Origin of the sequence: Paragemmobacter kunshanensis (genome assembly GCF_011059185.1) — a bacterium.
Taxonomy (GTDB): Bacteria; Pseudomonadota; Alphaproteobacteria; order Rhodobacterales; family Rhodobacteraceae; genus Paragemmobacter; species Paragemmobacter kunshanensis.
Map to the genome: position 1 here is coordinate 74,161 of NZ_JAALFE010000007.1, position 26,897 is coordinate 101,057.

Here is a 26,897-nt window from a genome sequence, read left to right on the forward strand (position 1 = left end):
GGTGCCTTCGGTCAGACATATCTGCGCCAGTCATGCGCCTCGCGGAATCCCAGCACATCCCTTATCTTCCGGTTCGACAGCAGGCTCTCCTGCGGCCCCAGCTCCCGCGACAGCGGGACCTTCGGGAAGAACCGCGCCAGCAACTCCGCATTCTCCTGCGGCACCGAATTGCTGTCATTCACCGCATTGAACACCTGCCAGCCCAGACCGTCCTTCTTCAGGCACAGATCCACGATCTGCCCCAGATCGCGCGCGTCGATATAGGAAAAGGTGATCCGGCGCCGCAGCCCCGGATCATCCTTCAACGGCGGGAACACCGTCGCATATTCATGCGGCTCGATCACATTCCCGATCCGCAGCGCATAGATATCCGCCCCCGACCGCCGCTGGAAACTGCGCGCCGTCACCTCGTTCACCTTCTTGGACATGCCATAGCTGTCCATCGGGTCGATGTCGTAATCCTCCTCCAGCGGCAGAACCTTCGGGTCCACCACCCCTTCGGAGAAACAGACGCCATAGGTCGTCTCGCTCGACGCGATGATGATCTTACGGATCCCCAGCTTCACCGCCGCCTCGATGACGTTGTAGGTCCCCATGACGTTGACGCGATAGGTCTCGGTATCCGCGCACATCATCAGCCGCGGGATGGCGGCAAAATGCACCACCGCGTCAAAGGGCTTCGCCGGACCGTCCTCCAGCTCGTCATAACCCGCATGGCCCGACATCACCGAAAACATCTGCCCCGCATCGGTGATGTCGGCGATGAAATCATGCACCCCCGCATGCCCCAGAGGCACCCGGTCCACATTCACGATCCTGTGCCCCGCCGCCGCAAGGTAAGCCACCACATGCTTCCCCGCCTTCCCCGACCCGCCCGTGAACAGAACCCGCATGATCCGCCTCCATTTACCAGTTTCTTCAGCACGACTTGCCTCAAGGCACAGAACGAGCATCATTCTCTCGGAATGCAAGGGTAGTCGGCAATGTCATCTGCGATTCATACCGCGACAATTTCCGAGATGCGCGCTCCCTGGCGCGTTTTGTCAGAAGCCGACGGTCGTCCCGTCCTGATTACGAAACGGGGGGCAGCCTTCGCGTACATCGTTCCGCCGTCGCTTCTTTCCCATCCAACGGAACCGCCGAATAAGGCAATGCGCCGCTTCTTGTCTGCACAGCACATGAAAACAAAGATGGGGACAAGCAGTCCGTCCGGCCAGTAACCCCCACATCTTGCGCCCGCCCCCCCTGCGATGCTCTAATCCCGCCCCAACCGGCACCCATAAAGAATCGAGCAAGCGCATGGCCAACGACCTCCTCTCCTCCGGGGACCAAAGCTACAACGCCTCCTCCATCGAGGTGCTCGAAGGCCTCGAACCCGTCCGCAAGCGCCCCGGCATGTATATCGGCGGCACCGACGAACGCGCGCTGCACCACCTTGTCGCCGAAATCCTCGACAACTCGATGGACGAAGCCGTGGCAGGCCATGCCACGCGGATCGAGGTCGAACTCCACGCCGATCACGCCATCACCATCCGCGACAACGGCCGCGGCATCCCGATCGACCCGCACCCCAAATTCCCCGGCAAATCCGCGCTGGAAGTGATCCTCTGCACCCTCCATGCGGGCGGCAAATTCGGCGGCGACGCCTATGCCACCTCGGGCGGCCTGCACGGCGTCGGCGCGTCCGTCGTCAACGCGCTGTCCGACCACATGCGGGTCGAAGTGGCGCGCAACCGCGAACTCTTCGCACAGGAATTCTCGCGCGGCATCCCCAAAGGCCCCGTCGAAAAGGTCGGCCCCGCCCCGAACCGCCGCGGCACGTCCGTCACCTTCCACGCCGACCACGAAATCTTCGGCTCCCAAACCTTCAAACCCGCCCGCCTGCTGAAGATGGTCCGCTCCAAGGCCTATCTCTTCTCCGGTGTCGAAATCCGCTGGAAATCCGCCATCAACGATGGCGAAACCCCGCAGGAAGCCACCTTCCACTTCCCCGGCGGCCTTGCCGACTACCTCTCCGACAGCCTCGCCAAAACCTCCACCTATGCCGACCGCCCCTTCGCGGGAAAGGTCAGCTTCACCGAGAAATACAACGTCCCCGGCTCCGTCGAATGGGCGATCAACTGGACCCCGGCCCGCGACGGCTTCATCCAGTCCTATTGCAACACCGTCCCCACCCCCGAAGGCGGCACGCATGAGGGCGGCTTCTGGGCCGCCATCCTGAAAGGCATCCGCGCCTATGGCGACCTCGTGAAGAACCGCAAGGCCGAACTCATCACCCGCGACGACCTCATCGCAGGCGGCTGCGCGCTCGTCTCCTGCTTCATCCGCGAACCGCAATTCGTAGGCCAGACCAAGGACCGCCTCGCCACCGAAGAAGCCGCGAAATGGGTCGAAGGCGCGGTGCGCGACCATTTCGACAACTGGCTCGCCAATGACACGAAATCCGCAGGCGCCATCCTCGATTTCCTCATCCTGCGCGCCGAAGAACGCCTGCGCCGCCGGATGGAAAAGGAAACCGCCCGCAAATCCGCCACCAAGAAACTCCGCCTCCCCGGCAAACTCACCGACTGCACCGCCAAGAACCGCGAAGGGACCGAGCTTTTCATCGTCGAAGGCGACAGCGCCGGCGGCTCTGCCAAGGGCGCGCGCGACCGCGAAACGCAGGCGCTCCTGCCGCTGAAGGGCAAGATCCTCAACGTCCTCGGCGCGGCCTCGAACAAGCTGAACGACAACAGCGAAATCCGCGACATCTGCGAAGCGCTCGGCGTCGGCATGGGAACGAAGTTCAAGGTCGACGACCTGCGCTATGACAAGATCATCATCATGACCGACGCCGATGTCGACGGCGCGCATATCGCCTCGCTCCTGATGACCTTCTTCTTCACCCAGATGCGCCCGCTGATCGACAAGGGCCACCTCTACCTCGCCTGCCCGCCCCTGTATCGCCTCACCCAAGGCGCGCGCCGCATCTATGTGGCCTCGGATGCCGAGAAAGAGGAATGGCTGGCCAAGGGCCTCGGCGGCAAGGGCAAGATCGACGTGCAACGCTTCAAGGGTCTGGGCGAGATGGACGCCAAGGACCTGAAGGACACGACGATGGACCCGAAGTCGCGCAAACTGATCCGCGTGAGCATAGACGAGGACGCCCCGGGCGAAACCGGCGATCTGGTCGAACGCCTGATGGGCAAGAAGCCGGAACTGCGGTTCCAGTACATTCAGGAGAATGCGCGGTTTGTGGAGGAGTTGGATGTGTGAGAAGGAGCGTAGTCTGCGAAGGTATAAAGGATCCCAAAACCACGGAGTTAGTTGACTGCTTTGCTACGGGACTTTGGATTCTGAACCGCGTAAATCTTTGCATGATCCTTGAGTCTGCAAATCCACCAAAATTGTCGCCCTTAACCAAAGACCAGTATCGAGCAATCACAAGTCAGATTGTTCACGGGATTACAGTTGGATCAGCTATAGAAAAGCTCCTCGATCCGGTGTCAGCCCACTCCATTTCCGCGTCTATTCTTGCAAGATCAGTTTTTGAAAGCCTATTGAACGCCGCCTACTTGACCGTTGCCGAGGCAAGTGTGGCACGACGGGTTAACTTGCATAAGGTTTACAAGGATTATCGCGAACAGGTTCAGGTTGGAAAGATGGGCGACTTGCTTATTCGCATCGAAAGGCGCTCGAAGATCAACAAACAACATCCAATTTTAGCATCAGCTATCGAGGAATTTGATCCAGCAGGATCGGGAAAACCCAAAGCCATGCTCGGTCATGATAGACACCGAAAGATTGCCTTCATTCATGCAAATAGCAAAAATGCTGGCCTATGCTTCTTCTGTGCAGAAAAGATGGTGTATGGATTAGCATCGGATTTAGCGCACGCAGAGCAAGCGGCGATAGACTCCGTCGAACAAGACTACGGCGATTTGTGCTTCACCCTGTTATCCGCATCAATGCTATCCATCAGAGGGATCGGTATTTGCCTTGCTGGTTTGACATTGGCACCCGATCTCACCCATCTTGAAACTGCTTGCGACCTCTTCTTCCGCGCGGCTGTTCCAGAACACTTTCAATCGCAAGAATAGCGGGGGTCCCTCCTTGCACTCCAGCCGCGTAGGGCGGGGTTCACCCCGCCGTGAAGCGCCTCACCCCACCACCCCTTAACCCCACCTTAACCCTCCCCACCCCACACTCCCACCCGAACCCATAAGCCATTGACACATACGCCAATGGCGCATATCTCGCGGGGCAGGCATGTTGGTGACGGTGGTGGAGATGCCGGAATTCCTGCGGCAGGCAAAGGCGGTGATGACCGAGGCGGAACGCATCGCCCTCGTGAACACCCTCGCCGCCGATCCCGAAGCGGGCATCCCCCTCGGCGGTGGCCTCCGCAAACTCCGCATCGCGCGGGACGGCGGCGGGAAAAGCGGCGGCTTCCGATCCATCCACTTCTACGCACCCGGACGGGGCCTCCCGGTTTTCCTCCTCACCGTTTTCGCCAAGAACGACAAGGACAACCTGACCCCGACCGAAGCCCAACAGATGCAAACCTATGGCGACCGGATCGCCAAAACCTACGGGAGACTGTCATGAGCGAAGCCTTCGACCGCATCATGCAAGGCCTGAAAGAGGCCGAAGCCTACCTCAACGGCCACACCGAAGGCGCCATCACCCACCATATCGACGTCCCCACCCCCGACGTCCGCGCGATCCGGGCCAGCACCGGCCTCAGCCAGGCCGAATTCGCCCGCTCCATCGGCGTCAGCAAAGGCACGCTCCTGAACTGGGAACAGTACCGCCGCAGACCCGACGGCCCCGCCCGCGTCCTCCTCGCCCTGATCGCGAAAGACCCCGGCATCGTGCAGCGGATGCTCGGCGCTTAACCCCACCTTAACCCACCCCACCCCACACTCCCCCTTGCCGCATCACTTAATGTATGCATATAAATGTGGGACTGGGACGAGGCCAAACGCCAAGCCAACCTGACCAAGCACAGCCTCGACTTCGCCGAGGTCGCGTATTTCGATTGGTCCACGGCAACGCATGAGGCGGATGAAAGATCGGATTATGGCGAACCCCGCATCGTCACGACAGGTTATATTGGCGACAGACTCCACATCCTCGCCTGGACACCCCGCAACGGCACGATCCGCATCATCAGCTTGAGGAAGGCAAATGACCGCGAACAGAAAGCATGGCGCAGCCTCCGCGCCCCTCACTGACCGCGAAGGCGATGTGCGCGAACTCACGGCCGCCGATTTCGCACGGCAGCGTCCGACCACGGACTTCCCCGAACTCGTCAAAATCCTCCAATCCCACGGCAAACTCGGCCGCCCCCCCCTGCCCGAGGATCAGCGGAAAAAGCGTGTCACCCTCCACCTTGACCCCGACGTTCTCGCCGCGCTGAAGGCCCAAGGAAAGGGCTGGCAGACCCGCGCCAATGCCGCGCTGCGCCGTGCCCTCGGCCTCTGACCGAAACGTGATCGCGCCAACCGCCCGCCCTGCCCTACCCTTCTTTCCATGCGGCACTGGCTCCTCCCCCTTGCCTTCCTTGCCCACCCCCTCCAGGCGCAGGAGGTGGATCTGGAGCTTGTCCTTCTCGCCGATGCCTCCGGCTCCATCGACCAGTCCGAGATCGACTTTCAGCGCCAGGGTTATGCCGACGCCATCACGCACCCGGATGTGCTTCATGCCATCTCCTCCACCCTCACCGGCTCCATCGCGGTGACCTATGTGGAATGGGCCGCCAATCAGGCCGTGGTGGTGGACTGGACGATCATCGCCACCCCTGACGATGCCGAGGCCTTCGCCACCGATCTGCTGCTGCCGCCCCGCCTCGCCTCGGGTCGCAATGCCATCGGCGCGGCGCTGCTGGAAGGCAAGCGCCTGATCGAAGGCAACGGCATCACCGGCCTGCGCCGGGTGATCGATTTCTCCGGCGACAGCGCGAACAACTGGTCCGGCCCCTCCATCGCCGAGGCGCGGACCGAAGTCCTCGCCGCGGGCATCACCATCAACGCCCTGCCCATCCTGCGCCCTGACAGCCCCCAGCGCGCCGGGGGCAATCTGGAAGAGATCTATGCCAGCCAGATCATCGGCGGCCCCGGCGCCTTTCTCGTGACCGCCGATACCGGCGACAGCTTCACCGCCGCGGTGCGCCGCAAGCTGATCCTGGAAAGTGCGGGCAGCCAGCCCGGGGTGATCCCCACCTCGGCCCCGTAGCAACTGTCTTTTCAGCGTGTATGTGGCTGGTGGTCTTTGGCGTCTCGGATCATTGCATTGAGGATGTTGAGGAGCTTTCTGGCGCAAGCGGTGATGGCGACCTTGGTGGGTTTTCCTGCGTCTTTCAGGCGTTTTCGGAAGGCCTTGAGGCTGGGCTCGTATCGGCTGCCGATGAAGGCCGCGAGGTAGAGGCTGCGCCGGACATCGGCGCGCCCGCCCCAGATGTGGCGCTTGCCGCGATGCAGACCGGAGTCGCAGGCATGGGGGGCCAGGCCCGCGAGGCTTGCGATGCGCCGGTGATCCAGCTGGCCCAGTTCGGGCAGGCGGGCGATCAGGACGGTGGACAGCGCAGGGCCGATGCCCGGCACCGTGGTGAGGCGGCGCTGATCCTCGGCAAGGGCGGCATGGGCCTCGATCAGGGCGGCGATCTGCCCTTCGACGGCCTTGAGATGCGCCTGCAAGACCCGGAGCAGCCCCGCGATCTCGCGCGCGATCCAGGCGTCCGTTGCGGTGCGGGCGCGGTTCCTCTCGCGCCCGATCCCGGCCACGAGATCATCGCGACGGGCGACAAGGTCGGCCAGGCGCGCCCGCGCAGGGTCAACCGGCGGGGTCGGCGCAGGGGAAAGCGCCCGCCCCATCCGGGCCAGAACCTCGGCATCGACGCGGTCGGTCTTGGCCAGCCGCCCGGTGGCGCGGGCGAACTCACGCGCCTGGCGGGGGTTGACGCGCGCGCAGTCGACCCCGGCCGCGGCCAGCGCCGCGACGAGCGGGCGTTCATGACCGCCCGATGCTTCGCAGACCACAAGGCATCCTGCGGCGCCACGGGCGAACCGCGCCAGCGCTGGTTTCGTCATGGCGATGCGCTCATGCGTGCGGGAAGAAAGGGTGAAGGTGTCGATCCAGCCTTTGGCAATGTCGACGCCGATGACGTCTTGTGGCAAGGTCATGGGGCCTGTCCTTGATCTGCGGGATCGGTCGTTGGCGCGACCTTCAGGGCTGAAAACGGTCCACTGGACCGTTTTCTTGACGCCCTTCACAGGCAACTGTTCAGGTTAAAAGTCGGTCGGCAGGCGAGCCCCACGCTACGGAACGGACTTCCTGTCCAAGGGCGGGTCGGGGTCTCGCCTGCCACCAGCATCCTGACAGATCACAAAGAGACAAGGGCGGGGGTCTCCCCGCCTTCCCCGTAAAGAAATGAACAACCCACAGCCCGCTGCGTGCATACGCCTGTCTGCACCGGCCGTCTGCACCGCGTGTTGCACCTATTTCTGCAGCACTTTCAGGTATTCGGCCAGTTCCACCAGCCGGATCGGCGTCGGCGTCTGGATGCCATCCCCGCCGTCATAGGGCACCAGCGCCCCGTCCAGCAGGGCGCTGAATTGCGGCATCACCCGCCCGCCATCCTTGCCCCCGGTATAGCCCCAGATCTGCGCCATGACCCGCGTCGTGGGAAAGGCCCCGCCATTGCGCGCGGCCAGCCCCGTCAGATCGGCGGGCCTTGTCTCCAGCCCCGCCGCCATCTCGCCATCGCCCGCGCCGCCCGCCCCATGGCAACCCGCGCAATAGGCGGCGTAATCCGCCGCGCCGCTGGTCTGCTCTTCCTTCCCGGCCCCCGGCAGGACGCAGGCCGCCAGTCCGAAAAGCGCAATCATGCCAATGGGATATAGGAATACACGCTGCATCGGGGGTCTCCGTTCGTCTTGGTTGTCCCAACCAAAGCACGAAGCGCCGCGCCCGTCAAAGCCCCTCAGACGACGCGGCCCTGATCCAGCCGCACCACCCGGTCCATCCGCGCGGCAAGCTCCATGTTATGCGTGGCGATCAGGGCGGAAAGCCCGGTCTCGCGCACCAGATCCATCAGCGCGCCAAAGACCTGGTCCGAGGTCGCGGGGTCCAGGTTCCCCGTCGGCTCATCCGCCAGCAGAAGCTTCGGCCCGTTGGCCAGCGCGCGGCAGAAGGCCACCCTCTGCTGCTCCCCCCCCGACAATTGCGCCGGCCGATGATCCGCCCGCCCCGCCACACCGACCCGCGCCAGCAGATCCCGCGCCCGCGCCTCTGCCTCGCGCTGGCCCAGGCCGTTGGCCAGTTGCGGCAAGACGATGTTTTCCAAGGCAGAAAACTCCGGCAGCAGATGGTGGAACTGATAGATGAACCCCACATCCGCCCGCCGCGCCTCGGTCCGGCTGCGGTCGGAAAGGCCCGTCATGTCGCGCCCGCCATGGCGCACCGCGCCGCCATCGGCGGTATCCAAAAGCCCCGCGATATGCAGCAGCGTGGATTTCCCCGCCCCGCTCGGCGCGACCAGGGCCACCACCTCACCCCGCGCAACGGACAGCGTCGCCCCGCGCAGCACGATCACCTCCGAAGGCTTGCCCCGGTTGTAGCCCTTCTCGATCCCCACCAGATCCAGCGCCGCCTCACTCATAGCGCAGCGCCTCCACCGGGTTCATCCGCGCCGCCCGCCGCGCGGGAAACAGCGTCACGACAAAGGACAGGAACAGCGACAACCCCACAGCCGACAGCACATCGCCCAGCTGCAGCTTGGCAGGCAGCGCATAGATCCCCCGGATCGAGGGATCCCAGACCCCACCCCCCGCCATGTAGTTCACAAAGGAAAAGATCGGGTCGATATAGATGGCGAAAAGGCAGCCCAGCACCACGCCCGCCGCCGTGCCCACCAACCCGGTCGAGGCCCCGCAGAGAAAGAACACCCGCAGCACTGCCCCCTCGGTCAGCCCCATGGTGCGCAGGATGCCGATGTCGCGGCCCTTGTTCTTCACCAGCATGATCAGGCCCGAAATGATGTTCATCGAGGCGATCAGGACAAGGATCGACAGGATGACGAACATGATGTTGTCCTCCACATCCAGCGCCCTGAGGAAGGCCCCCGAACTGTCGCGCCAGGTCCAGAGCATCCCCTCCGGCCCCGCCGCCGCCAAGAGGGGCGCGGCCAGATCGTCCACCCGCTCGGGCTCGGCCACCATCACCTCGATCTCGTCGGCGCGGCCTTCCTTGTTGAAATAGGACTGCGCCTCGTCGAACGGCATGTAGATCCGTGTGCGATCAATGTCATAGCGCCCGGCGGTGAAGATATAGACAACCTCATAGGCATTCACCCGCGGGCTGGTGCCAAAGGCCGTCTTCACGCCCGATGGCGCGATCACGCGCAGCCGGTCGCCCAGGCCCAGGCCCAGCTCCCGCGCGATGCCCGACCCGATGGCGATACCCTCGGCAAAGCGGGCGATGTCGCCTTCCGCATTGGCCCCCAGGCCCACGCGCGGGATCGCCTCCAGATCGGCGGGACGGATGCCATAGACCTCGGCCCCGGTCGATCCCTCGCCCGCCGTCACCATGACCTGGCCCTTGATCAGCGGCGCCGCCCGCGTCACGCCCGGCACTTCGGCCAGCCGCGCGGCCAGCGCGTCGTAATCGTCAAAGCCGCGGATCAGCTGCCCGCTCTCCGTCACCCGCCCCGAGGAATAGACCGTGACATGCGCATTCGCCCCAAGGATCGTGTCCACGAATTCCGCCCGGAACCCGGCCCGCACCGAAAGCGTGGCGATCAGCGCAAAGACCGCCAGCGTGATCCCCACAAGGCTGATCCAGGTCATCACGCTGACCCCGCCCTCGGCCCGCCTTGCGCGCAGATAGCGCCAGGCGATCATCCATTCGAAACGCGAAAAGGGGGCAGTCGTCGCCATGTCCAACCTGTCCAGACGCCCCGCAGGGCCGATGCGCGCGGACCTTGTCCGCAACGCCCCGCAACGTCAAGCCACGCCCCCGTGTAGGGCGGGGTTCACCCCGCCTTGAAGGGCTTCACCCCGCCACGGCCACCGCAACGGCCGCGAAATGCAACCCCGCCGCCACGGCGACGAAGAGATGCCAGATGGCATTGTGAAACTTCAGCCCGTGCCAGCGATAGAACCCCACCCCCGCCACATAGGTCAGCCCGCCCAGCACCAGAAGCCACAGCGACACCCCCGGCAGCGCCTCGCGCGCGGGCCCCACGGCGGCCACGCCCACCCAGCCCAGCGCGATATAGGCCAGCACCGAAAGCCGGTCATACCGTCCCGGCAGGGCGATCTTCACCACCGCGCCAAGGATGGCCCCGAACCACACCACCCCCGCCAGCACCGCGGCAAAGCGCCAATCCTCGAAATGCACCACGACGGCGGTGTAGGTGCCTGCGATCATCACATAAATCGCCGAATGGTCGAACCGCCGCAGCACCCATTTCAGCGCCGAATTCGGCACCATGTTATAGGCCAGCGAAAAGCCGAACATCGCGAAATACCCGGCAGCATAAACCGCCAGAGCCGCAAACAACCCCACATCCCCCCGCCCCAGCACATGCCCCAGCAGCACCGCGAAAGCGATCACCCCCGCCAGCAGCGCCACCGCATGCACGATGCCATCGGCCAGCAACTCGCCCGTGGAAAAGGGACGTTTCTTCAGGCGCGGATGATCGGCGGGCAGGGACATGGGGCAGCTCCTGTGGGTCCGGCCGCAGGATGCGGCACGGAGCGGCCCTGTCAATCCGTCCACAGGTCGCATGACGTGGCGTCAGCGCGCCGCAGGGCCGAAGCAAAAGGAAAAGGGGGGGAGGCCCCGCCTCCCCCCCGAATTTTCGCAGAAAATTCGCCCCCCCCTCGGGCCGCTTCACCGCCCGGCGTAGATCTGCGCGATCCGGTCCACCGCCGCCTCCGGCGACATCTCCTCGCTCTCGCCCGTCCGGCGCGAGGTGACTTCCACCACCCCATTGGCCAGCCCGCGCGGGCCGACCGTGATCCGCCAGGGCAACCCGATCAGATCCATCGTGGCGAATTTCGCCCCCGCCCGCTCGTCCCGATCATCATAAAGCGCCTCAAGCCCCCGCGCAGCCAGCGCCTTGTAAAGCCCCTCGCAAGCCGCATCCGCCGCGCCGTCGCCCTGCTTCAAGTTCACGATCCCCACCGGGAAGGGCGTCACCCCCTCCGGCCAGATGATCCCCTTGTCGTCATGGCTGGCCTCGATGATCGCCCCCAACAGGCGCGACACGCCGATCCCGTGCGACCCCATCTCCACCGGAACGCGGCTGCCATCGGCGGTCACCACCGTCGCCCCCATCGCCTCGGAATACTTGGTCCCGAAATAGAAGATCTGCCCGACCTCGATGCCCCGGCCCACCTTCCGATGCGCCTCCGGCACGCCCGCGAACACCGCCTCGTCATGCGTCTCGTCCGTCCGCGCATAAAGCGTCGTGAACTCCTCGCAGACCTTCGCCACCTGCGCGCGGTCGTCATAGTCGATGTCCCGCTGCCCCAGCTTCAGCCCCGTCACGCGGTCGTCATAGAACACCTCCGACTCCCCCGTCTGCGCCAGCACGAGGAATTCATGCGTATTGTCCCCCCCGATCGGGCCGGACGCCGCGCGCATCGGAATGGCCGTCAGCCCCATCCGCTCATAGGTCCGCAGATAGCTGACCATGTGGCGATTATAGGCATGCAGCGCCGCGTCCCGGTCCACGTCGAAATTGTAGCCGTCCTTCATCAGGAACTCGCGCCCCCGCATCACGCCAAAGCGCGGCCGCATCTCGTCGCGGAACTTCCACTGGATATGATACAGCGTCAGCGGCAGGTCCTTGTAGCTGTTCACATGGCTGCGGAAGATGTCGGTGATCATCTCCTCATTCGTCGGCCCATAGAGCATCTCGCGCTTCTGCCGGTCGGTGATGCGCAGCATCTCCTGCCCGTAATCGTCATACCGCCCCGACTCCCGCCACAGGTCGGCGGGTTGCAGCGTCGGCATCAGCAGCGGGATATGCCCCGCCCGCACCTGTTCCTGATGCACGATCTCCTCGATCCGCTTCAGCACACGATAGCCCAGCGGCAGCCACGAATAGATCCCCGCCGCCTGCTGCTTGATCATCCCCGCCCGCAGCATGTAGCGGTGCGACACGATCTGCGCCTCGGCAGGGTTTTCCTTCAGGACAGGCAGGAAGTAGCGGGTCAGACGCATGGGACGGGCCTCGTGTGAAACATTTGGCACGTTCCTAGCCGTATCGCAGGGGTGAGGCAATCACCCCCGCACCTGCCCGCGCTCGGCCCTCCGCTCCGCCCGCAGCACAAGGCCCCGCCAGCGCCGCCCCGGCATTCTCGACCAACGGCGGATCGCCCGCCGCCGCAAATCCCCTCGCCGTTCCGCAACGCCCCCCTCCCGCCTCCGTCGCCCCCCTCTTCGTCTTGGCCACAAATACCCCGGGGTCCGGGGCAGCGCCCCGGCGGCCAGCCACCCCGCGCCGACCCATCCCCCTTGCGCCGCAACGCGGCAATGGTGATATGCTCTCCCCTGAACCGGAGGAATGCCATGGCCCTGCCCGCGCGGAAACAGCTTGCCTATTGGGGGATCGCGGCCGCCGTCTTCCTGATCCTGCTCTGGGCGCTCGGCAATGTCATGCTGCCCTTCCTGGTGGGCGGCGCCATCGCCTATTTCCTCGATCCCGTCGCCGACCGGCTGGAACGTGCGGGCCTCTCGCGCGTGGGTGCCACGGTCACGATCTCGCTCGTGGCGCTGCTGATCGCGGTTCTCCTGATCCTCGCCATCATCCCGACGCTGATCCAGCAATTGACCGGCCTGATCAATGCCGCGCCGGAAATCGCCCAGCGCCTTCAGGGCTTTCTTGTCGAACGCTTTCCCGAACTGTCCGACAGCACCTCGACCATGCGCCAGACGCTGGCGCAGATCGCAGGGGCCATCCAGGCAAAGGGCGGCCAGCTTGCCGAAACCCTGCTCTCCTCGGCCATGTCGCTGGTCTCGGCGGTGATCTTCATCGTCGTGGTGCCGGTCGTGGCCTTCTACATGCTGCTCGACTGGGATCACATGGTCGCCCGGATCGACAGCCTGCTTCCCCGCGACCATGCCCCAACGATCCGCAGGCTGGGGAACGAGATCAACGCCGTCCTCGCGGGTTTCGTGCGCGGGCAGCTGTCGGTCTGCGTGCTGCTGGGCAGCTTCTACGCCATCGCCCTGATGCTTGCGGGCCTGCAATTCGGCCTCGTCGTCGGGGCCATCGCCGGGGCCATCACCTTCATCCCCTATGTCGGCTCGCTGGTGGGGGGCACGCTGGCCATCGGCCTCGCCCTCTTCCAGTTCTGGGGCGACTGGGTCGCCATCGGCATCATCGCCGCCATCTTCGCCGCGGGCCAGTTCATCGAAGGCAACATCCTCACCCCCAAGCTGGTGGGAAATTCCGTGGGCCTGCATCCGGTCTGGCTGCTCTTCGCGCTTTCGGCCTTCGGGTCGGTCTTCGGCTTCGTGGGGATGCTGGTGGCCGTGCCTGTCGCCGCCTCCATCGGCGTGCTGACCCGCTTCCTCATCCAGCAATATCATTCCAGCCTTCTTTATCAGGGCTATTCCGGCCGCCCCGCCGATCCCGCGCCAAAGGACGAGGCGGCCGAGTGATCCGGCAACTCACCTTCGACCTGCCCGCCCGCACGGCCTTCCGGCGCGAGGATTTCTTCGTCTCGCCCGCCAATGCCACCGCGCTGGCCGCGCTGGATGACTGGCGCGCCTGGCCGGGCGGCAAGATGCTGCTGGTCGGGCCGAAAGGCAGCGGCAAGACCCATCTCGCCCGCCTCTGGGCGGCCGAGGCCGGGGCCGCCTGCATCCCCGCCTCCGATCTGGCCACCGCCGACCTGCCCGCGCTGTCCGCCCATGGTGCCGTCGCGGTCGAGGATGCGGAAACCTGCGCCGGTCAGGCGGGGGCCGAGGCGGCCTTCTTCCACCTCCACAACCTCGTCACGCAGGCGGGCCACCTTCTTGTCACCGCGGCACACCCCCCGCGCGACTGGGGCCTGTCCCTGCCCGATCTCGCCAGCCGCCTGCAGGCCGCCCCCGTGGCCCGGCTCGAGGCCCCCGATGACGCGCTTCTCTCGGCCGTGCTGATCAAGCTCTTTGCCGATCGCCAGATCACCGTGCCCCCCACGCTGATCCCCTATCTCGTGCAGCGCATGGAACGCTCCATCGACGCAGCCCGCGCCCTTGTCGCGCGGCTCGATGCCCATGCGCTGGCCGCGGGCCGCCCGATCACGCGCCAGCTTGCCGCCGAACTGCTCGATCCGGGCAACTGATCCCCCCGCCACAGCCTGCATCTGGACAGGGCCGCGCGGCGGTGATCATCTGTCACAAGACCGTTGCAGTCCCCCTTTACCCAGCGTGCCATGACCCAAGCAGATTTCCTGAAATCCTCCTTCCCCGACCCCGCCACCCTGCCCGAGCAGGATCGCACCGGTCCGCGCCGCTTCTTCAACCGCGAACTCTCATGGCTTGCCTTCAACTGGCGCGTCCTGGACGAAGCCTCCAACCCGCTGGTCCCGCTGCTGGAGCGGCTGCGCTTCCTGTCGATCTCGGCCACCAACCTGGATGAATTCTACACCGTCCGCGTCGCGGGCCTGCGTGCGCTGGTGCGCAACGGCAATGCCACCCTGTCCGAAGACGGGCGCAGCCCCGCCGAACAATTGGCCCTCATCCATGCCGATGCGCGCCGCCTGATGCAGACGCAGCAGGCCGCCTACAACAAGCTCCGCAAGGAGATGGAGGCTCAGGGCATCACCCTTCTCACCCGGTCGAAACTGACGGCAGGCGATCTGAAACTGCTCGAAGAGCATTTCCTGAACAAGGTCTTCCCCGTCCTCTCGCCGCTCGCCATCGACCCGGCCCATCCCTTTCCCTTCATCCCCAATACCGGCTTCTCCCTCGCGCTCGAACTGGAACGCGAAAGCGATCACCGCACGCTGCAGGCCCTCCTGCCCATCCCGCAGCAGATCGCGCGCTTCGTGGCCCTTCCCGGCAAGCCGGGCGAACACCGCTTCCTCCCGCTTGAGGAACTGCTTCTCCTCCATCTCAACATGCTCTTCCCCGGCTATACCGACCGGGGCCATTGCATCTTCCGCGTCCTGCGCGACAGCGACCTGGAGGTAGAGGACGAGGCCGAGGATCTGGTCCGCGAATTCGAAGTCGCCCTGAAACGCCGCCGCCGGGGCGAGGTGATCCGGCTGAAGATCTCGGCCGGGGCGCCGCCCGAATTGCGCAGCCTGATCATGGATGAACTGGGCGTCACCGAAGACATGGTGGTCGAGGTGCGCGGCCTTCTCGGCATCGCCGATCTGAAGGAGCTTGTCCTCTCCTCCCGCCCCGATCTGCTCTGGCCGCCCTTCCCCTCGCGCATTCCCGAACGGGTGCAGGATCACGAAGGCGATCTCTTCGCCGCGATCCGGCAGAAGGACATCCTCCTGCACCACCCCTATGAATCCTTCGATCTGGTGATCCGCTTCCTCGAACAGGCCGCGCGCGATCCCAATGTTCTGGCCATCAAGCAGACGCTCTACCGCACCTCATGGGACAGCCCCATCGTCTCCGCCCTGTGCGAGGCGGCCGAGGCCGGCAAATCCGTCACCGCCCTTGTCGAACTCAAGGCCCGCTTCGACGAGGCCGCCAATATCCGCCAGTCGCGCCGTCTGGAAAGGGCGGGCGCGCATGTCGTCTATGGCTTCATCCAGTACAAGACCCACGCCAAGATCAGCACCGTCGTCCGCCGCGAAGGCGAAAACCTCGTCACCTATACCCATTACGGCACGGGCAACTATCACCCGATCACCGCCCGCATCTATACCGACCTGTCCTTCTTCACCTGTGATGCCGCCTTGGGGCGCGACGCGACCAAGGTCTTCAACTACCTGTCGGGCTATGTGCAGCCCGAAGGTCTGGAAAACCTCGCCATCTCGCCCATCACGCTCAAGCCGCGCCTGCTTGAACTGATCCGGGCCGAGGCCGACCACGCCCGCGCCGGCCGCCCGGCCGAGATCTGGGCCAAGATGAACAGCCTGATCGACCCCGAGGTGATCGACGCCCTCTATGCCGCCAGCCAGGCCGGCGTGAAGATCAGCCTTGTCGTGCGTGGCATCTGCGGCGTCCGGCCCGGTGTCAGGGACCTGTCCGAGAATATCCGCGTCAAATCCATCGTCGGCCGCTTCCTCGAACATTCCCGCATCGTCTGCTTCGGCTCGGGCCACGGCCTGCCCTCGCAGAAGGCGCGCGTCTTCCTGTCCTCGGCCGATTGGATGGGCCGCAACCTCACCCGCCGCGTCGAAACCCTGGTCGAGGTGATGAACCCCACCGTCAAGGCCCAGATCGTCAGCCAGATCATGGCCGCCAACCTCGCGGATGAGGCGCAAAGCTGGGTGCTTCGGCCCGACGGCACCTATCACCGCGAATTGCAGCCCGCCGATGGCACCCTGTTCAACTGCCACCGCTTCTTCATGGAAAACCCCTCGCTCTCCGGGCGCGGCACGGCAGGGGCAAAGGATGTGCCCCGCCTCGCCCAGTTGCGCGACGAAGCGGTCAGCCCCTGATCCGGCCGGGCTTCCCTGACGGCAGGCCCCGCATGATCGACCTTGACCAGCGCCCCCCGTCCGGGCCACCTTTCGCGCGCATGACGAAGGACTGCCAAGATGACCGACCACGCCCCCGCCGCCGATCCCGGCAGCGATGATGATTGGGGGCCATTCGGCCGCCCCCTGTTCGACGACCCCTCCGCCCGTGCCCTGTCGCGCGTCGGCGTCGTCGATGTCGGCTCCAACTCCGTGCGGATGGTGGTCTTCGACGGCGCGGCCCGCAGCCCGGCCTATTTCTTCAACGAAAAGATCATGTGCGGCCTTGGCAAGGGCCTGCACGAAACCGGCCGGCTGAACCCCCGGGGCCGCGAAAGGGCGCTTGCCGCGCTGAAACGCTTTGCCCTTCTGGCCGAAGGCATGGGGATCAGCACTCTCACCGTCGTCGCCACCGCCGCCACCCGCGAGGCCGAGGACGGCCCGGATTTCCAGGCCGAGGTGCTGCGCGAGACCGGGCTGAAACTCTGGGTCATCGACGGCGACGAAGAGGCCCGCCTGTCTGCCCAGGGTGTCCTTCTGGGCTGGCCCGGGGCCAAGGGCATGGTCTGCGACATCGGCGGCAACTCCATGGAACTGGCGCGCATCGCCGATGGCAAGGTGGGCAAGCGCGTCTCCACCCCGCTTGGCCCCTTCCGCCTGCAACAGGTCAAGGGCGGCCCCGACAAGCGGCGCAAGCTGATCGACCGTGTGATCACCACCGCCCAGGCCCAGGTGAAATCCACAGGCGAGCGCATCTACCTTGTCGGCGGATCATGGCGCGTCATCGCCCGACTCGACATGGAACGCCGCAACTACCCGCTCACCGTCCTGCACGAATACCGCATGACGCCGGAAAGCCTGCTGGACACGCTCGACTGGATCGCAGGCTCCGATCTGGCGATCCTGCGCGCCAAGACCGGCACCTCCTCGGAACGGATGGAACTCGTTCCGCTGGCCTGCGAGGTGCTGCGCGAACTGATCCGCATCCTGAAGCCGTCCGAAATCGACGTCTCGGCCTATGGCATCCGCGAAGGCCTGCTTTATGAACAGATGCCCCCCCGCCTGCGCCAGCGCGACCCGCTGATCGAGGCCGCGCGCATGGCCGAACTGACCTCTGCCCGCATCCCCGGCTTCGGGAAAAAGCTTTACGATTTCCTGCTGCCCCTCTTCAAGGAGGCCGACAAGGAACGCCTGCGCCTGATCAAGGCCGCCTGCCTGCTGCATGATACCACATGGCGCGCCCATCCCGATTACCGCGCCGAGGTCTGCTTCGACAACGCCACCCGCGCCAACCTCGGCGGGCTGGATCATCCCGGCCGCGTCTTCCTCGGCCTCTCGCTCCTGCACCGCTACAAGAATTCCCGCTCCGGCTCGCGCCTCGAACCGCTCTTCCGCCTGCTGACCGATGCCCAGATCCAGGATGCCGAGGTGCTGGGAAAGGCCATGCGCTTTGGCGCCATGTTCTCCATCGCTGACCCGGCCGAGGCAGGCTCGCTTCGCTGGCAGGCCAAGCGGCGCGTGCTGGAACTCACCCTCACCAAACGCGGCAAGGCCCTTTTCGGCGAAGTGGCGCAGTCGCGCTTTGCCTCCCTCGCGCTGGCCATGAAGGCCACGCCCCGCATCGTGGATGCCTGATGCTGACGCTAGATCACCTCGCCATCTGCTGCACCACGCTGGCCGAAGGCGCCGCCGCCGTCGAAGCCGCCCTCGGCCTGCCGCTCGCCCCCGGCGGGCAGCACCCGCATATGGCCACGCATAACCGCCTCCTGTCGCTCGGCCCGGATCTCTATCTCGAAGTCATCGCCGCCGATCCGTCGCAACCCCGCCCCGCCTGGCCGCGCTGGTTCGATCTGGATCGTTTCGAAGGCCCGCCCCGGCTGACCAACTGGATCTGCCGCACCGAAGACCTTGATGCCGAACTCCTCCACGCACCCGATGGCACCGGCACCCCCGTCGCCCTGCAACGCGGCGATTTCCGCTGGCGCATGGCCGTTCCGGCCACGGGCATCCTGCCCTTCGACAACCGCTTCCCCGCCCTGATCCAGTGGGAGGGCTCCGCCCATCCCGCCCCCCGCCTGCCCGATCATGGCGCGCGGCTGATATCCCTTGATATCACCCACCCGCAGCCCGACGCCCTGCGCAGCGCCCTGTCGCGCCTGACCGATCCCCGCGTGACCGTCGCGAAAGGCGAAGCGGCCCTCCGCGCGACCATCGCCACCCCGCAGGGCGAAAGGCATCTCGCATGATCCGCGACGCCACCCCGGATGACGCCCCCGGCATCGCCGCCATCTGGAACCCGGTGATCCGCGACACCGCCATCACCTTCAACGCCGCCGAAAAGTCCGACATCGAAATCGCCCGCATGATCGCGGATCGCCAGCAGGCAGGCCACGCCTTCCTCGTGGCCGACGAAGGCGGCATCGCGGGCTTTGCCACCTATGCCCAGTTCCGTGGCGGCGTGGGCTACGCCCGCACCATGGAACACACGATCCTCCTCGCGCCCGCCGCCCAGGGCCGCGGCCTTGGCCGCGCCCTCCTCTCCGCCTTGGAAACCCATGCCCGCGCCGCGGGCGCCCTCTCGCTTTTCGCGGGCGTCTCGGCCGAAAACCCCGCCGGACGCGCCTTCCACGCCCGCGCGGGCTTTGCCGAGGTGGCGATCCTGCAACGGGTCGGCTTCAAGTTCGGCCGAACCATGGATCTGGTGCTGATGCAGAAGTTCCTCGCCTGACTTCGCCGCGCAACTGCACTATCATCCCCCCATGTCGATCTGGACCCGCATCGCCGAAGCCCTCTCCGCCCTCGCCCAGGGCGAACCGCTTTCCGTGGTCTTCGACAAGCTTCAGGGCAAGGTCGACAGTCGCCCCGAACTGACCGTGGGCTTCACCATCGCCGTCATCGCGCTGGGCGCCAAGATCGCCAAGGCCGATGGCCAGGTCACCCGGGACGAAGTCACAGCCTTCCGCCGCGTCTTCACCATCGACGAAGCCGAAACCGAAAACGCCGCCCGCGTCTTCAACCTCGCCCGGCAGGATGTGGCGGGCTTCGATGCCTATGCCCGCAAGATCGCCGCCATGTTCGGCACCGATCACCGCGACGTGCTGGAAGACGTGATGGAGGGGCTCTTCCTCATCGCCCTTGCCGATGGCTCCTACCACCCCGGCGAGGATGAATTCCTGCGCGAGGTGGCGCGCATCTTCGGCCTCAGCGACAGCTGCTTCCGCGCGCTGCGGGCCTCCTATGTCGAAGGCGCGCCGCGCGATCCCTATGACGCGCTGGGCATCCCCCCCGGCGCCCCGCTGGACGAGGCGCGCGCCGCCTGGAAGCGCGCGGTCCGCGAACACCATCCCGACCGGATGCTTGCCCGGGGCGTTCCGGAAGAGGCGATCAAGCTCGCCGAACGCCGCCTCATCGCCCTGAATGCCGCATGGGAAGAAATCTCCGCCAAAGAGGCGGCCTGATCCATGGCCGGGCCGGGCCTCCGCCTCGCCACCTACAATGTCGAATGGTTCAACGCGCTCTTCGATGATACCGGACGCCCGCTCGACGATGCCCTACCCTCGGCCCGCTACGGCATCACCCGCGACCGCCAGCTCGCCGCGCTGCGCCGCGTCTTCGCCGCCCTCGACGCCGATGGCATCATGGTGATCGAGGCCCCCGATACCGGCAGCCGCCGCTCCACCACCCGCGCGCTGGAACGCTTCGCCGCCAGCGCAGGGCTGCGCGCCCGCCAGGCCCTGATCGGCTTTCCCTCCGACACGGAACAGGAAATCGCCTTCCTCTACGATCCCGACAGGCTCTCGCCCCGCCACGATCCGCAGGGCGATCCCGCCCCCCGCCATGGCACGGCCGATGCGCCCCGCTTCGACAGCGCCTTCCGCTACGATCTCGATGCCGACGGGATCAGCGAAGTGATCCGCTTCTCGAAACCGCCGCTGGAACTGGCGCTCGATACGCCCATCGGTGCCCTGCGCCTGATCGGCGTGCATGCCAAATCGAAGAACCCGCACGGCGCGCGCAACGGGGCCGAAACCACCCGCATCGCCATCGACAACCGCCGCAAGCAACTGGCCCAGTGCCTCTGGCTGCGCCAGCGCATCGCCGCCCATCTTCAGGCCGGCGACAGCCTGATCGTGCTGGGCGATCTGAACGACGGCCCCGGTCTGGACGAATATGAAAGCCTGTTCGGCCATTCCGGGGTGGAAATCGTCATCGGCCTCGACGGCCCGCCCGGACAGCGCCTTTTCGATCCCCATGCTGCCATGGCCATCAGCCAGCGCATCGGCGTGGCCCCCTCCACCGCCCGCTTCTACATCGCCCCGCAGAAGCGCTGGTTCGATGCCCTGCTCGATTTCATCATGGTCTCGCCCGATCTCTGCCGCCGCAACCCCGCCTGGCGCATCTGGCACCCGCATGACGACCCTGCCCTCGCCGCCGATCCCCTTCTCGGCCCGGCCCTTCTCGATGCCTCGGACCATTTCCCCGTCACTCTCGACCTCGGCCCCGTTGAATAGCGCCAACCCATCCCCATCTAAGGCCCATGAAACACGCAGCCCCGATCCTCGCCCTCTCGCTGTCCCTCGCCTTCGCCCCTCTGCCCGCCGCCGCGCAGGAACCCCCCGCGCCCGAGGTCGGGGATGAGGGGCCAAGCCTGATGGAGCGCGGCCTCTCGCTCTTCTTCGAAGGCTTCACACAAGAGATGGAACCCGCGCTGGACGAAATGGCCAAGGCGCTGGAACAACTCGGCCCCACCATCGCCCCTGCGCTGGAAAGCCTGATGGCCATGGTCGATGACATGACCAATTACGAAATGCCCGAAATGCTGGAAAACGGCGACATCCTCATCCGCCGCAAGGCCGACGCCCCGCCGGTCGAACCGCCCGCCGAAGCCCCGGCGACACCGGGCGTCGATCTCTGACCCGCCTCTGCCGTCCCGGACCCGGGGGCAACGCCCCCCGATCTTTCGCAGAAGACTCGCCACCCCGCGCCTGTCGAACAACCCGCCAACACCTCAGCCGCGCCGGGCGTTGATCTCTGCCCCCTCCGCCGCCCCTGTCCCGGGGGCAAAGCCCCCCGATTTTTCGCAGAAAAATCGCCCCCACGCGCCGACGGGATCAAGGCCGGAACGTCGCGCATCGCGGCAACGGTCGGCCACAAGGCCCCCATCCGCCGCCCAGGCCCCGGGGGCAACGCCCCCCCGATTTTTCGCAGCAAAATCGCCCCCGCGCGCCGGCCGGATCAAGGCCGGAACGTCGCGCATCGCGGCAACGGTCGGCCACAAGGTCCCCATCCGCCGCCCGTGGCGGGGGGCACAGCCCCCCCCGCCCGATCTTTCGCAGAAAGTTCGCTCAGGCCCGCGCCGCGCGGATCAGCTCCAGGATATCCCGCGCCGCCGCCGGAATATTCGTCCCCGGCCCGAAGATCGCCTTCACCCCGGCATCCTGCAGGAACTGGTAATCCTGCTGCGGGATCACGCCCCCGCAGATCACCAGAATATCCTCCGCCCCCGCATCGCGCAGCGCCTGCACCAGCTTCGGCGCCAATGTCTTGTGCCCCGCGGCCTGGCTGGAAATCCCCACCACATGCACATCATTGTCGATGGCATCCTGCGCCGCCTCTTCCGGCGTCTGGAACAGCGGCCCCACATCCACGTCAAAGCCGATATCGGCGAAGGCCGTGGCGATCACCTTCGCCCCCCGGTCATGCCCATCCTGCCCCATCTTCACGACCAGCATCCGCGGCCGCCGCCCTTCCGCCTCGGCAAAGGCCTCCACATCCTTCTGGATCTGGGCAAAGCCCTGATCGCCCTCATAGGCCGCACCATAGACCCCGGCGAGCGTCTTCACCTCGGCCCGATGCCGCCCGAACACCTTTTCCATCGCCATGCTGATCTCTCCGACTGTGGCCCTTGCGCGCGCCGCCACCACGGCCGCCTCCAGCAGATTGCCGCCCTCGCCCGCGCGGCGGGTCAATTCCTCCAGCGCCGCCTGACAGGCGGCCTCGTCCCGCGCGGCGCGGGTGCTGTTCAGCCGCGCGATCTGCGCCTCGCGCACCGCGACATTGTCGATGTCGAGGATGTCGATCGGCTCTTCCTTGTCCTTGCGGTACTTGTTGACGCCGACGATCACCTCCTCACCCCGGTCGATCATCGCCTGCCGCCGCGCGGCCGACTCTTCGATCCGCAGCTTCGGCATGCCAGAGGCCACGGCCTTCGTCATGCCCCCCATCGCCTCGACCTCTTCCATCAAGGCCCAGGCTTCCTCGGCCAGCTGCGCCGTCAAGCTTTCCACGTAATAGGATCCCGCCAGCGGATCGACGACATGGGTGATCCCCGTCTCTTCCTGCAGGATCAGCTGCGTGTTCCGCGCGATCCGCGCGCTGAACTCCGTCGGCAAGGCAATCGCCTCGTCCAGAGCATTGGTGTGCAGCGACTGCGTCCCCCCCAGCACCGCCGCCATCGCCTCATAGGCCGTGCGGATGACGTTGTTATAGGGGTCCTGCTCCTGCAGACTGACGCCCGAGGTCTGGCAATGCGTCCGCAGCATCAGGCTGGAGGCCTTCTTCGCCCCGAACCCTTCCATGATCCGGTGCCACAGCATCCGCGCCGCGCGCAGCTTCGCGGCCTCCATGAAGAAATTCATCCCGATGGCGAAGAAGAACGACAGCCTTCCTGCGAAATCGTCCACATCCATCCCCCGCGCCAGCGCCGCGCGGACATATTCCCGCCCGTCGGCCAGCGTGAAGGCCAGCTCCTGCACGAGGTTCGCCCCCGCCTCCTGCATGTGATAGCCGGAGATGGAGATCGAGTTGAACTTCGGCATCTCCTTCGCGGTATATTCGATGATGTCCGCGATGATCCGCATGCTGGGTTCGGGCGGATAGACATAGGTGTTGCGGACCATGAACTCCTTCAGGATGTCGTTCTGGATGGTCCCCGACAGGTCCGCGCGGGAAACCCCCTGCTCCTCGCCCGTCACAATGAAATTCGCAAGGATCGGGATCACCGCCCCGTTCATCGTCATGGAAACACTGATCTTTTCCAAGGGGATGCCGTCGAACAGCACCTTCATGTCCTCGACGCTGTCGATGGCCACGCCCGCCTTGCCCACATCCCCCACCACGCGCGGATGGTCGCTGTCATAGCCGCGATGGGTGGCAAGGTCGAAGGCGACCGAAACCCCCTGCTGCCCCGCCGCCAGCGCCTTGCGGTAGAAGTTGTTCGACTCTTCCGCCGTCGAAAACCCCGCATACTGCCGGATCGTCCAGGGACGGCCCGCATACATCGTGGCCCTGACCCCCCGCGTGAAGGGTGCCACCCCCGGCAGCTCGCCCATCTGCGGCAGGCCCGCCACATCCGCCGCGGTGTAAAGCGGCTTGATCGCGATTCCTTCCAGCGTGTTCCAGGTCAGGCTTTCGGGCTCTGCCCCCTTCAGTTCCTTGGCCGCCAGCGCGCGCCACTTGGTCAGGTCTTCCGACATCTCTCTTCCTTCCCTCACCCAGCCCCCGATGCAGCATCGGGCGGCTGGCATATCCCTTGGGTTTTCAGGCCCCTGCCCTATATTCAGGGTCAAAGGGGAACCGCATGAAACTGCTTCGAACCGCGCTTGTCGCAGCCCTCCTGCCGCTATCCGCCCTCGCGCAGGAAACACCCGCCCCTGCCGGGGCCTTTGCCCCCGTCGCGGCGGCGGATGTGGTCTGGTCGGACCTCATGTATGTCAGACGCCCCGTCGTGGTCTTCGCCGACAGCCCGAACGACCCGAACTTCATCCGCCAGATGGAACTCATCGCCCGCGATCCCGGCCAGCTTGCCGAACGCGATGTCATCCTCATCACCGACACCGATCCCGCCGCCCGCACCGAGGTGCGCCAGAAACTCCGCCCCCGCGGCTTTTCGCTGGTGCTGCTGGACAAGGACCTTCGCCCCGTGATCCGCAAACCGCTCCCGTGGGAGGTGCGCGAGATCACCCATGCCATCGACAAATTCCCCCTGCGGCGGCAGGAAATCCAGCAAGGCGCAGGCCGCGGCGCGGGGGGCTGACCCCTCTCCCCGACCCTCTCCCCACCGGGGAGAGGGAGGATCGCCCCACCCGATCCGGGGCACCCCGCAGGAAACGGTGCGCCCTTCCCTCTCCCCCCGGGGGAGAGGGTCAGGGTGAGGGGGCGATGCCGCAGCGGCCCGTGCATGGCCTCACTCGAATTCCATGATGATGTCGTCCACCTTCAGGCTGGCCCCGGCGCTTGCGGCGATCTTCTTCACCACGCCGCGCCGTTCGGCCTTCAGGATGTTCTCCATCTTCATGGCCTCCACCGTCGCCAGCGCCTGGCCCTCCTGCACCTCGTCGCCCTCGGCCACGTTGATCTTCACCACCAGCCCCGGCATCGGGCAGAGCAGGAATTTCGACGTATCAGGGGGCAGCTTCTCGGGCATCAGCAGCGAAAGCGCGTGCTGACGCGGGCTGCGCACGAGGCATTTCAGATCCGCCCCGCGCACCCGCAGCCGGAACCCCATCGGCACCTTGCCCACCTTCATCACCAAAGGCGTGCCATCCACCATCAGCCGCGCCAGCGGCTGGCCCGGCGTCCAGTCGCTTTCCACCCGATGCGACGTGCCTTCGGCGAAGGTCACGGTCGATCCGCCCTTGTCGGCGGACACCGTCACCGGAAACGCCTCGCCCTGCACCGACACGACCCAGTCATCGCCCACACGGCGCTGGTGGTTGTCCATCGTTCCGGTGATCTTCGTTCGCCGGATCTCTGCCACGCGGTTCATCGCCGCCGCCGCCGCCGCCACCCGGCGCAGCATCGCCCCGTCCAGCGTCACGCCGTTGAAGCCTTCGGGATATTCCTCGGCAATGAAGGCGGTCGTGATATTGCCGCTGGTAAAGCGCGGATGCTCCATCACCGCCGAACAGAAGGGCAGGTTATGCCCGATCCCTTCCACCTCGAACGTATCCAAGGCCAGCCGCATCTCCTCGATCGCCGCCGCCCGCGTTTCGCCCCAGGTGCAGAGCTTGGCGATCATCGGGTCATAGAACATCGAAATCTCGCCGCCCTCATAGACGCCGGTATCGTTCCGCACGATCCCGCCGCCCGCCGTCTTGCCCTCGACCGGGGGCCGATAGCGCGTCAGCCGCCCGATGGAGGGCAGGAAGTTCCGATAGGGGTCTTCCGCATAAAGCCGGCTTTCCATCGCCCAGCCGTTGATCTTCAGATCACCCTGGGCAAAGGGCAGCGGCTCCCCCGCCGCCACGCGGATCATCTGTTCCACCAGATCGACCCCGGTGATCAGCTCCGTCACCGGATGCTCCACCTGCAGGCGCGTGTTCATCTCAAGGAAATAGAAATTCCGGTTGCCGTCGACGATGAATTCCACCGTCCCGGCACTGGTATAGCCCACCGCCTTGGCCAAGGCGCAGGCCTGCTCGCCCATCGCCTTGCGCGTCGCCTCATCAAGGAAAGGCGACGGCGCCTCTTCGATCACCTTCTGGTTCCGCCGCTGGATGGAACACTCCCGCTCATGCAGGTAGACGCAATTGCCATGCTTGTCGGCCAGCACCTGAATCTCGATATGGCGCGGCTGGGTCACGAATTTCTCGATGAAGATGCGGTCATCGCCAAAAGACGCCGCCGCCTCGTTCTTCGACGACTGGAACCCCTCGGCGGCTTCCTGATCGTTCCACGCGATCCGCATCCCCTTGCCGCCACCGCCCGCGCTGGCCTTGATCATCACCGGATAGCCGATCTCGCGGGAGATCTTCACCGCCTCCTCGCTGTCGGCGATCAGGCCCATATAGCCCGGAACCGTGGAAACCCCCGCCTCCTGCGCCAGCTTCTTCGAGGTGATCTTGTCCCCCATCGCCTCGATCGCCGGGCTGGGCGGGCCGATGAAGACGACGCCTTCCTTCTCCAAGGCGGCGGCGAAATCCATCCGCTCGGACAGGAAGCCATAGCCCGGATGCACCGCCTCGGCCCCCGTGGCGCGGATTGCCTCCATGATCCGGTCGATCACGATATAGGACTGGTTCGCAGGGGGCGGGCCGATATGCACCGCCTCATCCGCCATCTTGACGTGCAGCGCGTTGCGGTCGGCATCGGAATAGACGGCCACCGTCTTGATGCCCATCTTGCGCGCGGTCTTGATGACACGGCAGGCAATCTCGCCCCTATTGGCGATCAGGATCTTCTTGAACATCTCTCTCCCCTTCCACCGCGCCCGGGCCGGGGCGCGGAAATGACAAAGGCCACCGGGGCGACATGCCCCGATGGCCTTCCAACAGT

General features: G+C 65.7%; 26 protein-coding genes. 17 read left to right on the top strand and 9 right to left on the bottom strand.

Annotation, left to right across the window (positions count from 1 at the left end; all coding sequences use genetic code 11):
- Window positions 1-11 precede the first annotated feature (11 nt).
- Complete coding sequence (locus G5V65_RS08970; protein WP_165049140.1) at window positions 12-893, bottom strand: NAD-dependent epimerase/dehydratase family protein; 882 nt, start codon at window positions 891-893, stop codon at window positions 12-14.
- Between the two features lie 406 nt (window positions 894-1,299).
- Here G5V65_RS08970 and parE point away from each other — a divergent pair, with 406 nt between their 5' ends.
- From parE to G5V65_RS09005, 7 genes are all read left to right on the top strand, one after another.
- Window positions 1,300-3,255, top strand: a complete 1,956-nt coding sequence (parE, locus tag G5V65_RS08975) for a DNA topoisomerase IV subunit B (protein WP_165049142.1) — start codon at window positions 1,300-1,302, stop codon at window positions 3,253-3,255.
- Window positions 3,256-3,356: 101 nt separating this feature from the next.
- The gene (locus G5V65_RS08980) at window positions 3,357-4,079 is read left to right on the top strand and encodes a DUF5677 domain-containing protein (RefSeq protein WP_165049144.1); all 723 of its coding nucleotides are present in this window, start codon (window positions 3,357-3,359) and stop codon (window positions 4,077-4,079) included.
- A 169-nt stretch (window positions 4,080-4,248) separates the two neighbouring features.
- Window positions 4,249-4,587 carry a type II toxin-antitoxin system RelE/ParE family toxin gene (locus G5V65_RS08985; RefSeq protein ID WP_165049146.1) on the top strand — a complete coding sequence of 113 codons (339 nt, stop codon included), beginning with the start codon at window positions 4,249-4,251 and terminating at the stop codon, window positions 4,585-4,587.
- The gene (locus tag G5V65_RS08990; protein ID WP_165049148.1) at window positions 4,584-4,877 is read left to right on the top strand and encodes a helix-turn-helix domain-containing protein; all 294 of its coding nucleotides are present in this window, start codon (window positions 4,584-4,586) and stop codon (window positions 4,875-4,877) included. Before G5V65_RS08985 ends, G5V65_RS08990 begins: the two co-directional genes overlap by 4 nt.
- A gap of 63 nt (window positions 4,878-4,940) precedes the next feature.
- Entirely contained in the window at window positions 4,941-5,216 is a 276-nt protein-coding gene (locus G5V65_RS08995; protein ID WP_165049150.1) for a BrnT family toxin, read from the top strand.
- Window positions 5,170-5,466, top strand: coding sequence for a BrnA antitoxin family protein (locus tag G5V65_RS09000; protein ID WP_165049152.1), 297 nt, complete (start codon window positions 5,170-5,172; stop codon window positions 5,464-5,466). The genes G5V65_RS08995 and G5V65_RS09000 overlap by 47 nt, the downstream gene beginning before the upstream one ends.
- A gap of 48 nt (window positions 5,467-5,514) precedes the next feature.
- Window positions 5,515-6,216 (top strand): DUF1194 domain-containing protein, encoded by a 702-nt coding sequence (locus G5V65_RS09005; protein ID WP_165049154.1) that lies wholly within the window; start codon window positions 5,515-5,517, stop codon window positions 6,214-6,216.
- Between the two features lie 11 nt (window positions 6,217-6,227).
- On the opposite strand, the gene G5V65_RS09010 is transcribed toward G5V65_RS09005, so the two are convergent.
- The 6 genes from G5V65_RS09010 to proS form a co-directional block, all read right to left on the bottom strand.
- Window positions 6,228-7,157, bottom strand: coding sequence for an IS110 family transposase (locus G5V65_RS09010; RefSeq protein ID WP_165049345.1), 930 nt, complete (start codon window positions 7,155-7,157; stop codon window positions 6,228-6,230).
- Window positions 7,158-7,478: 321 nt separating this feature from the next.
- Window positions 7,479-7,898, bottom strand: a complete 420-nt coding sequence (locus G5V65_RS09015; RefSeq protein ID WP_206526732.1) for a c-type cytochrome — start codon at window positions 7,896-7,898, stop codon at window positions 7,479-7,481.
- 65 nt (window positions 7,899-7,963) lie between these two features.
- The gene (locus G5V65_RS09020; RefSeq protein WP_165049156.1) at window positions 7,964-8,641 is read right to left on the bottom strand and encodes an ABC transporter ATP-binding protein; all 678 of its coding nucleotides are present in this window, start codon (window positions 8,639-8,641) and stop codon (window positions 7,964-7,966) included.
- Entirely contained in the window at window positions 8,634-9,917 is a 1,284-nt protein-coding gene (locus G5V65_RS09025) for a lipoprotein-releasing ABC transporter permease subunit (protein WP_165049158.1), read from the bottom strand. The genes G5V65_RS09020 and G5V65_RS09025 overlap by 8 nt, the downstream gene beginning before the upstream one ends.
- A 115-nt stretch (window positions 9,918-10,032) precedes the next feature.
- Window positions 10,033-10,698, bottom strand: a complete 666-nt coding sequence (trhA, locus tag G5V65_RS09030) for a PAQR family membrane homeostasis protein TrhA (protein ID WP_165049160.1) — start codon at window positions 10,696-10,698, stop codon at window positions 10,033-10,035.
- A 177-nt stretch (window positions 10,699-10,875) separates the two neighbouring features.
- Complete coding sequence (proS, locus tag G5V65_RS09035) at window positions 10,876-12,213, bottom strand: proline--tRNA ligase (protein ID WP_165049163.1); 1,338 nt, start codon at window positions 12,211-12,213, stop codon at window positions 10,876-10,878.
- A gap of 348 nt (window positions 12,214-12,561) precedes the next feature.
- Here proS and G5V65_RS09040 point away from each other — a divergent pair, with 348 nt between their 5' ends.
- The 9 genes from G5V65_RS09040 to G5V65_RS09080 all read left to right on the top strand — a co-directional run bounded on the left by G5V65_RS09040 (window position 12,562) and on the right by G5V65_RS09080 (window position 21,537).
- Complete coding sequence (locus G5V65_RS09040; protein ID WP_165049165.1) at window positions 12,562-13,656, top strand: AI-2E family transporter; 1,095 nt, start codon at window positions 12,562-12,564, stop codon at window positions 13,654-13,656.
- Entirely contained in the window at window positions 13,653-14,324 is a 672-nt protein-coding gene (locus tag G5V65_RS09045; protein ID WP_165049167.1) for a DnaA ATPase domain-containing protein, read from the top strand. The genes G5V65_RS09040 and G5V65_RS09045 overlap by 4 nt, the downstream gene beginning before the upstream one ends.
- A 90-nt stretch (window positions 14,325-14,414) precedes the next feature.
- Window positions 14,415-16,604 carry an RNA degradosome polyphosphate kinase gene (locus G5V65_RS09050; RefSeq protein WP_165049169.1) on the top strand — a complete coding sequence of 730 codons (2,190 nt, stop codon included), beginning with the start codon at window positions 14,415-14,417 and terminating at the stop codon, window positions 16,602-16,604.
- Window positions 16,605-16,703: 99 nt separating this feature from the next.
- The gene (locus tag G5V65_RS09055; protein ID WP_165049171.1) at window positions 16,704-18,257 is read left to right on the top strand and encodes a Ppx/GppA family phosphatase; all 1,554 of its coding nucleotides are present in this window, start codon (window positions 16,704-16,706) and stop codon (window positions 18,255-18,257) included.
- The gene (locus tag G5V65_RS09060; RefSeq protein ID WP_165049173.1) at window positions 18,257-18,868 is read left to right on the top strand and encodes a VOC family protein; all 612 of its coding nucleotides are present in this window, start codon (window positions 18,257-18,259) and stop codon (window positions 18,866-18,868) included. Before G5V65_RS09055 ends, G5V65_RS09060 begins: the two co-directional genes overlap by 1 nt.
- A complete protein-coding gene (locus G5V65_RS09065) occupies window positions 18,865-19,350 on the top strand; it encodes a GNAT family N-acetyltransferase (RefSeq protein ID WP_165049175.1) in 486 nt (161 codons plus the stop codon). The genes G5V65_RS09060 and G5V65_RS09065 overlap by 4 nt, the downstream gene beginning before the upstream one ends.
- A 31-nt stretch (window positions 19,351-19,381) precedes the next feature.
- Complete coding sequence (locus G5V65_RS09070) at window positions 19,382-20,080, top strand: molecular chaperone DjiA (RefSeq protein WP_165049177.1); 699 nt, start codon at window positions 19,382-19,384, stop codon at window positions 20,078-20,080.
- Window positions 20,081-20,083: 3 nt separating this feature from the next.
- The gene (locus G5V65_RS09075) at window positions 20,084-21,133 is read left to right on the top strand and encodes an endonuclease/exonuclease/phosphatase family protein (RefSeq protein ID WP_165049179.1); all 1,050 of its coding nucleotides are present in this window, start codon (window positions 20,084-20,086) and stop codon (window positions 21,131-21,133) included.
- Between the two features lie 26 nt (window positions 21,134-21,159).
- Window positions 21,160-21,537: an AAA+ family ATPase gene (locus G5V65_RS09080; RefSeq protein ID WP_165049181.1), complete on the top strand. Its 378-nt coding sequence runs from the start codon at window positions 21,160-21,162 to the stop codon at window positions 21,535-21,537.
- Window positions 21,538-21,967: 430 nt separating this feature from the next.
- On the opposite strand, the gene scpA is transcribed toward G5V65_RS09080, so the two are convergent.
- The gene (gene scpA / locus G5V65_RS09085) at window positions 21,968-24,097 is read right to left on the bottom strand and encodes a methylmalonyl-CoA mutase (RefSeq protein ID WP_165049183.1); all 2,130 of its coding nucleotides are present in this window, start codon (window positions 24,095-24,097) and stop codon (window positions 21,968-21,970) included.
- Window positions 24,098-24,201: 104 nt separating this feature from the next.
- Here scpA and G5V65_RS09090 point away from each other — a divergent pair, with 104 nt between their 5' ends.
- Window positions 24,202-24,657: a DUF4174 domain-containing protein gene (locus G5V65_RS09090; RefSeq protein ID WP_165049185.1), complete on the top strand. Its 456-nt coding sequence runs from the start codon at window positions 24,202-24,204 to the stop codon at window positions 24,655-24,657.
- Between the two features lie 150 nt (window positions 24,658-24,807).
- Here the strand turns inward: G5V65_RS09090 and G5V65_RS09095 are convergent, their stop codons facing one another.
- On the bottom strand, window positions 24,808-26,811 hold the full coding sequence (locus tag G5V65_RS09095; protein ID WP_165049188.1) for an acetyl-CoA carboxylase biotin carboxylase subunit: 2,004 nt from the start codon (window positions 26,809-26,811) through the stop codon (window positions 24,808-24,810).
- Between the last annotated feature and the right edge of the window lie 86 nt (window positions 26,812-26,897).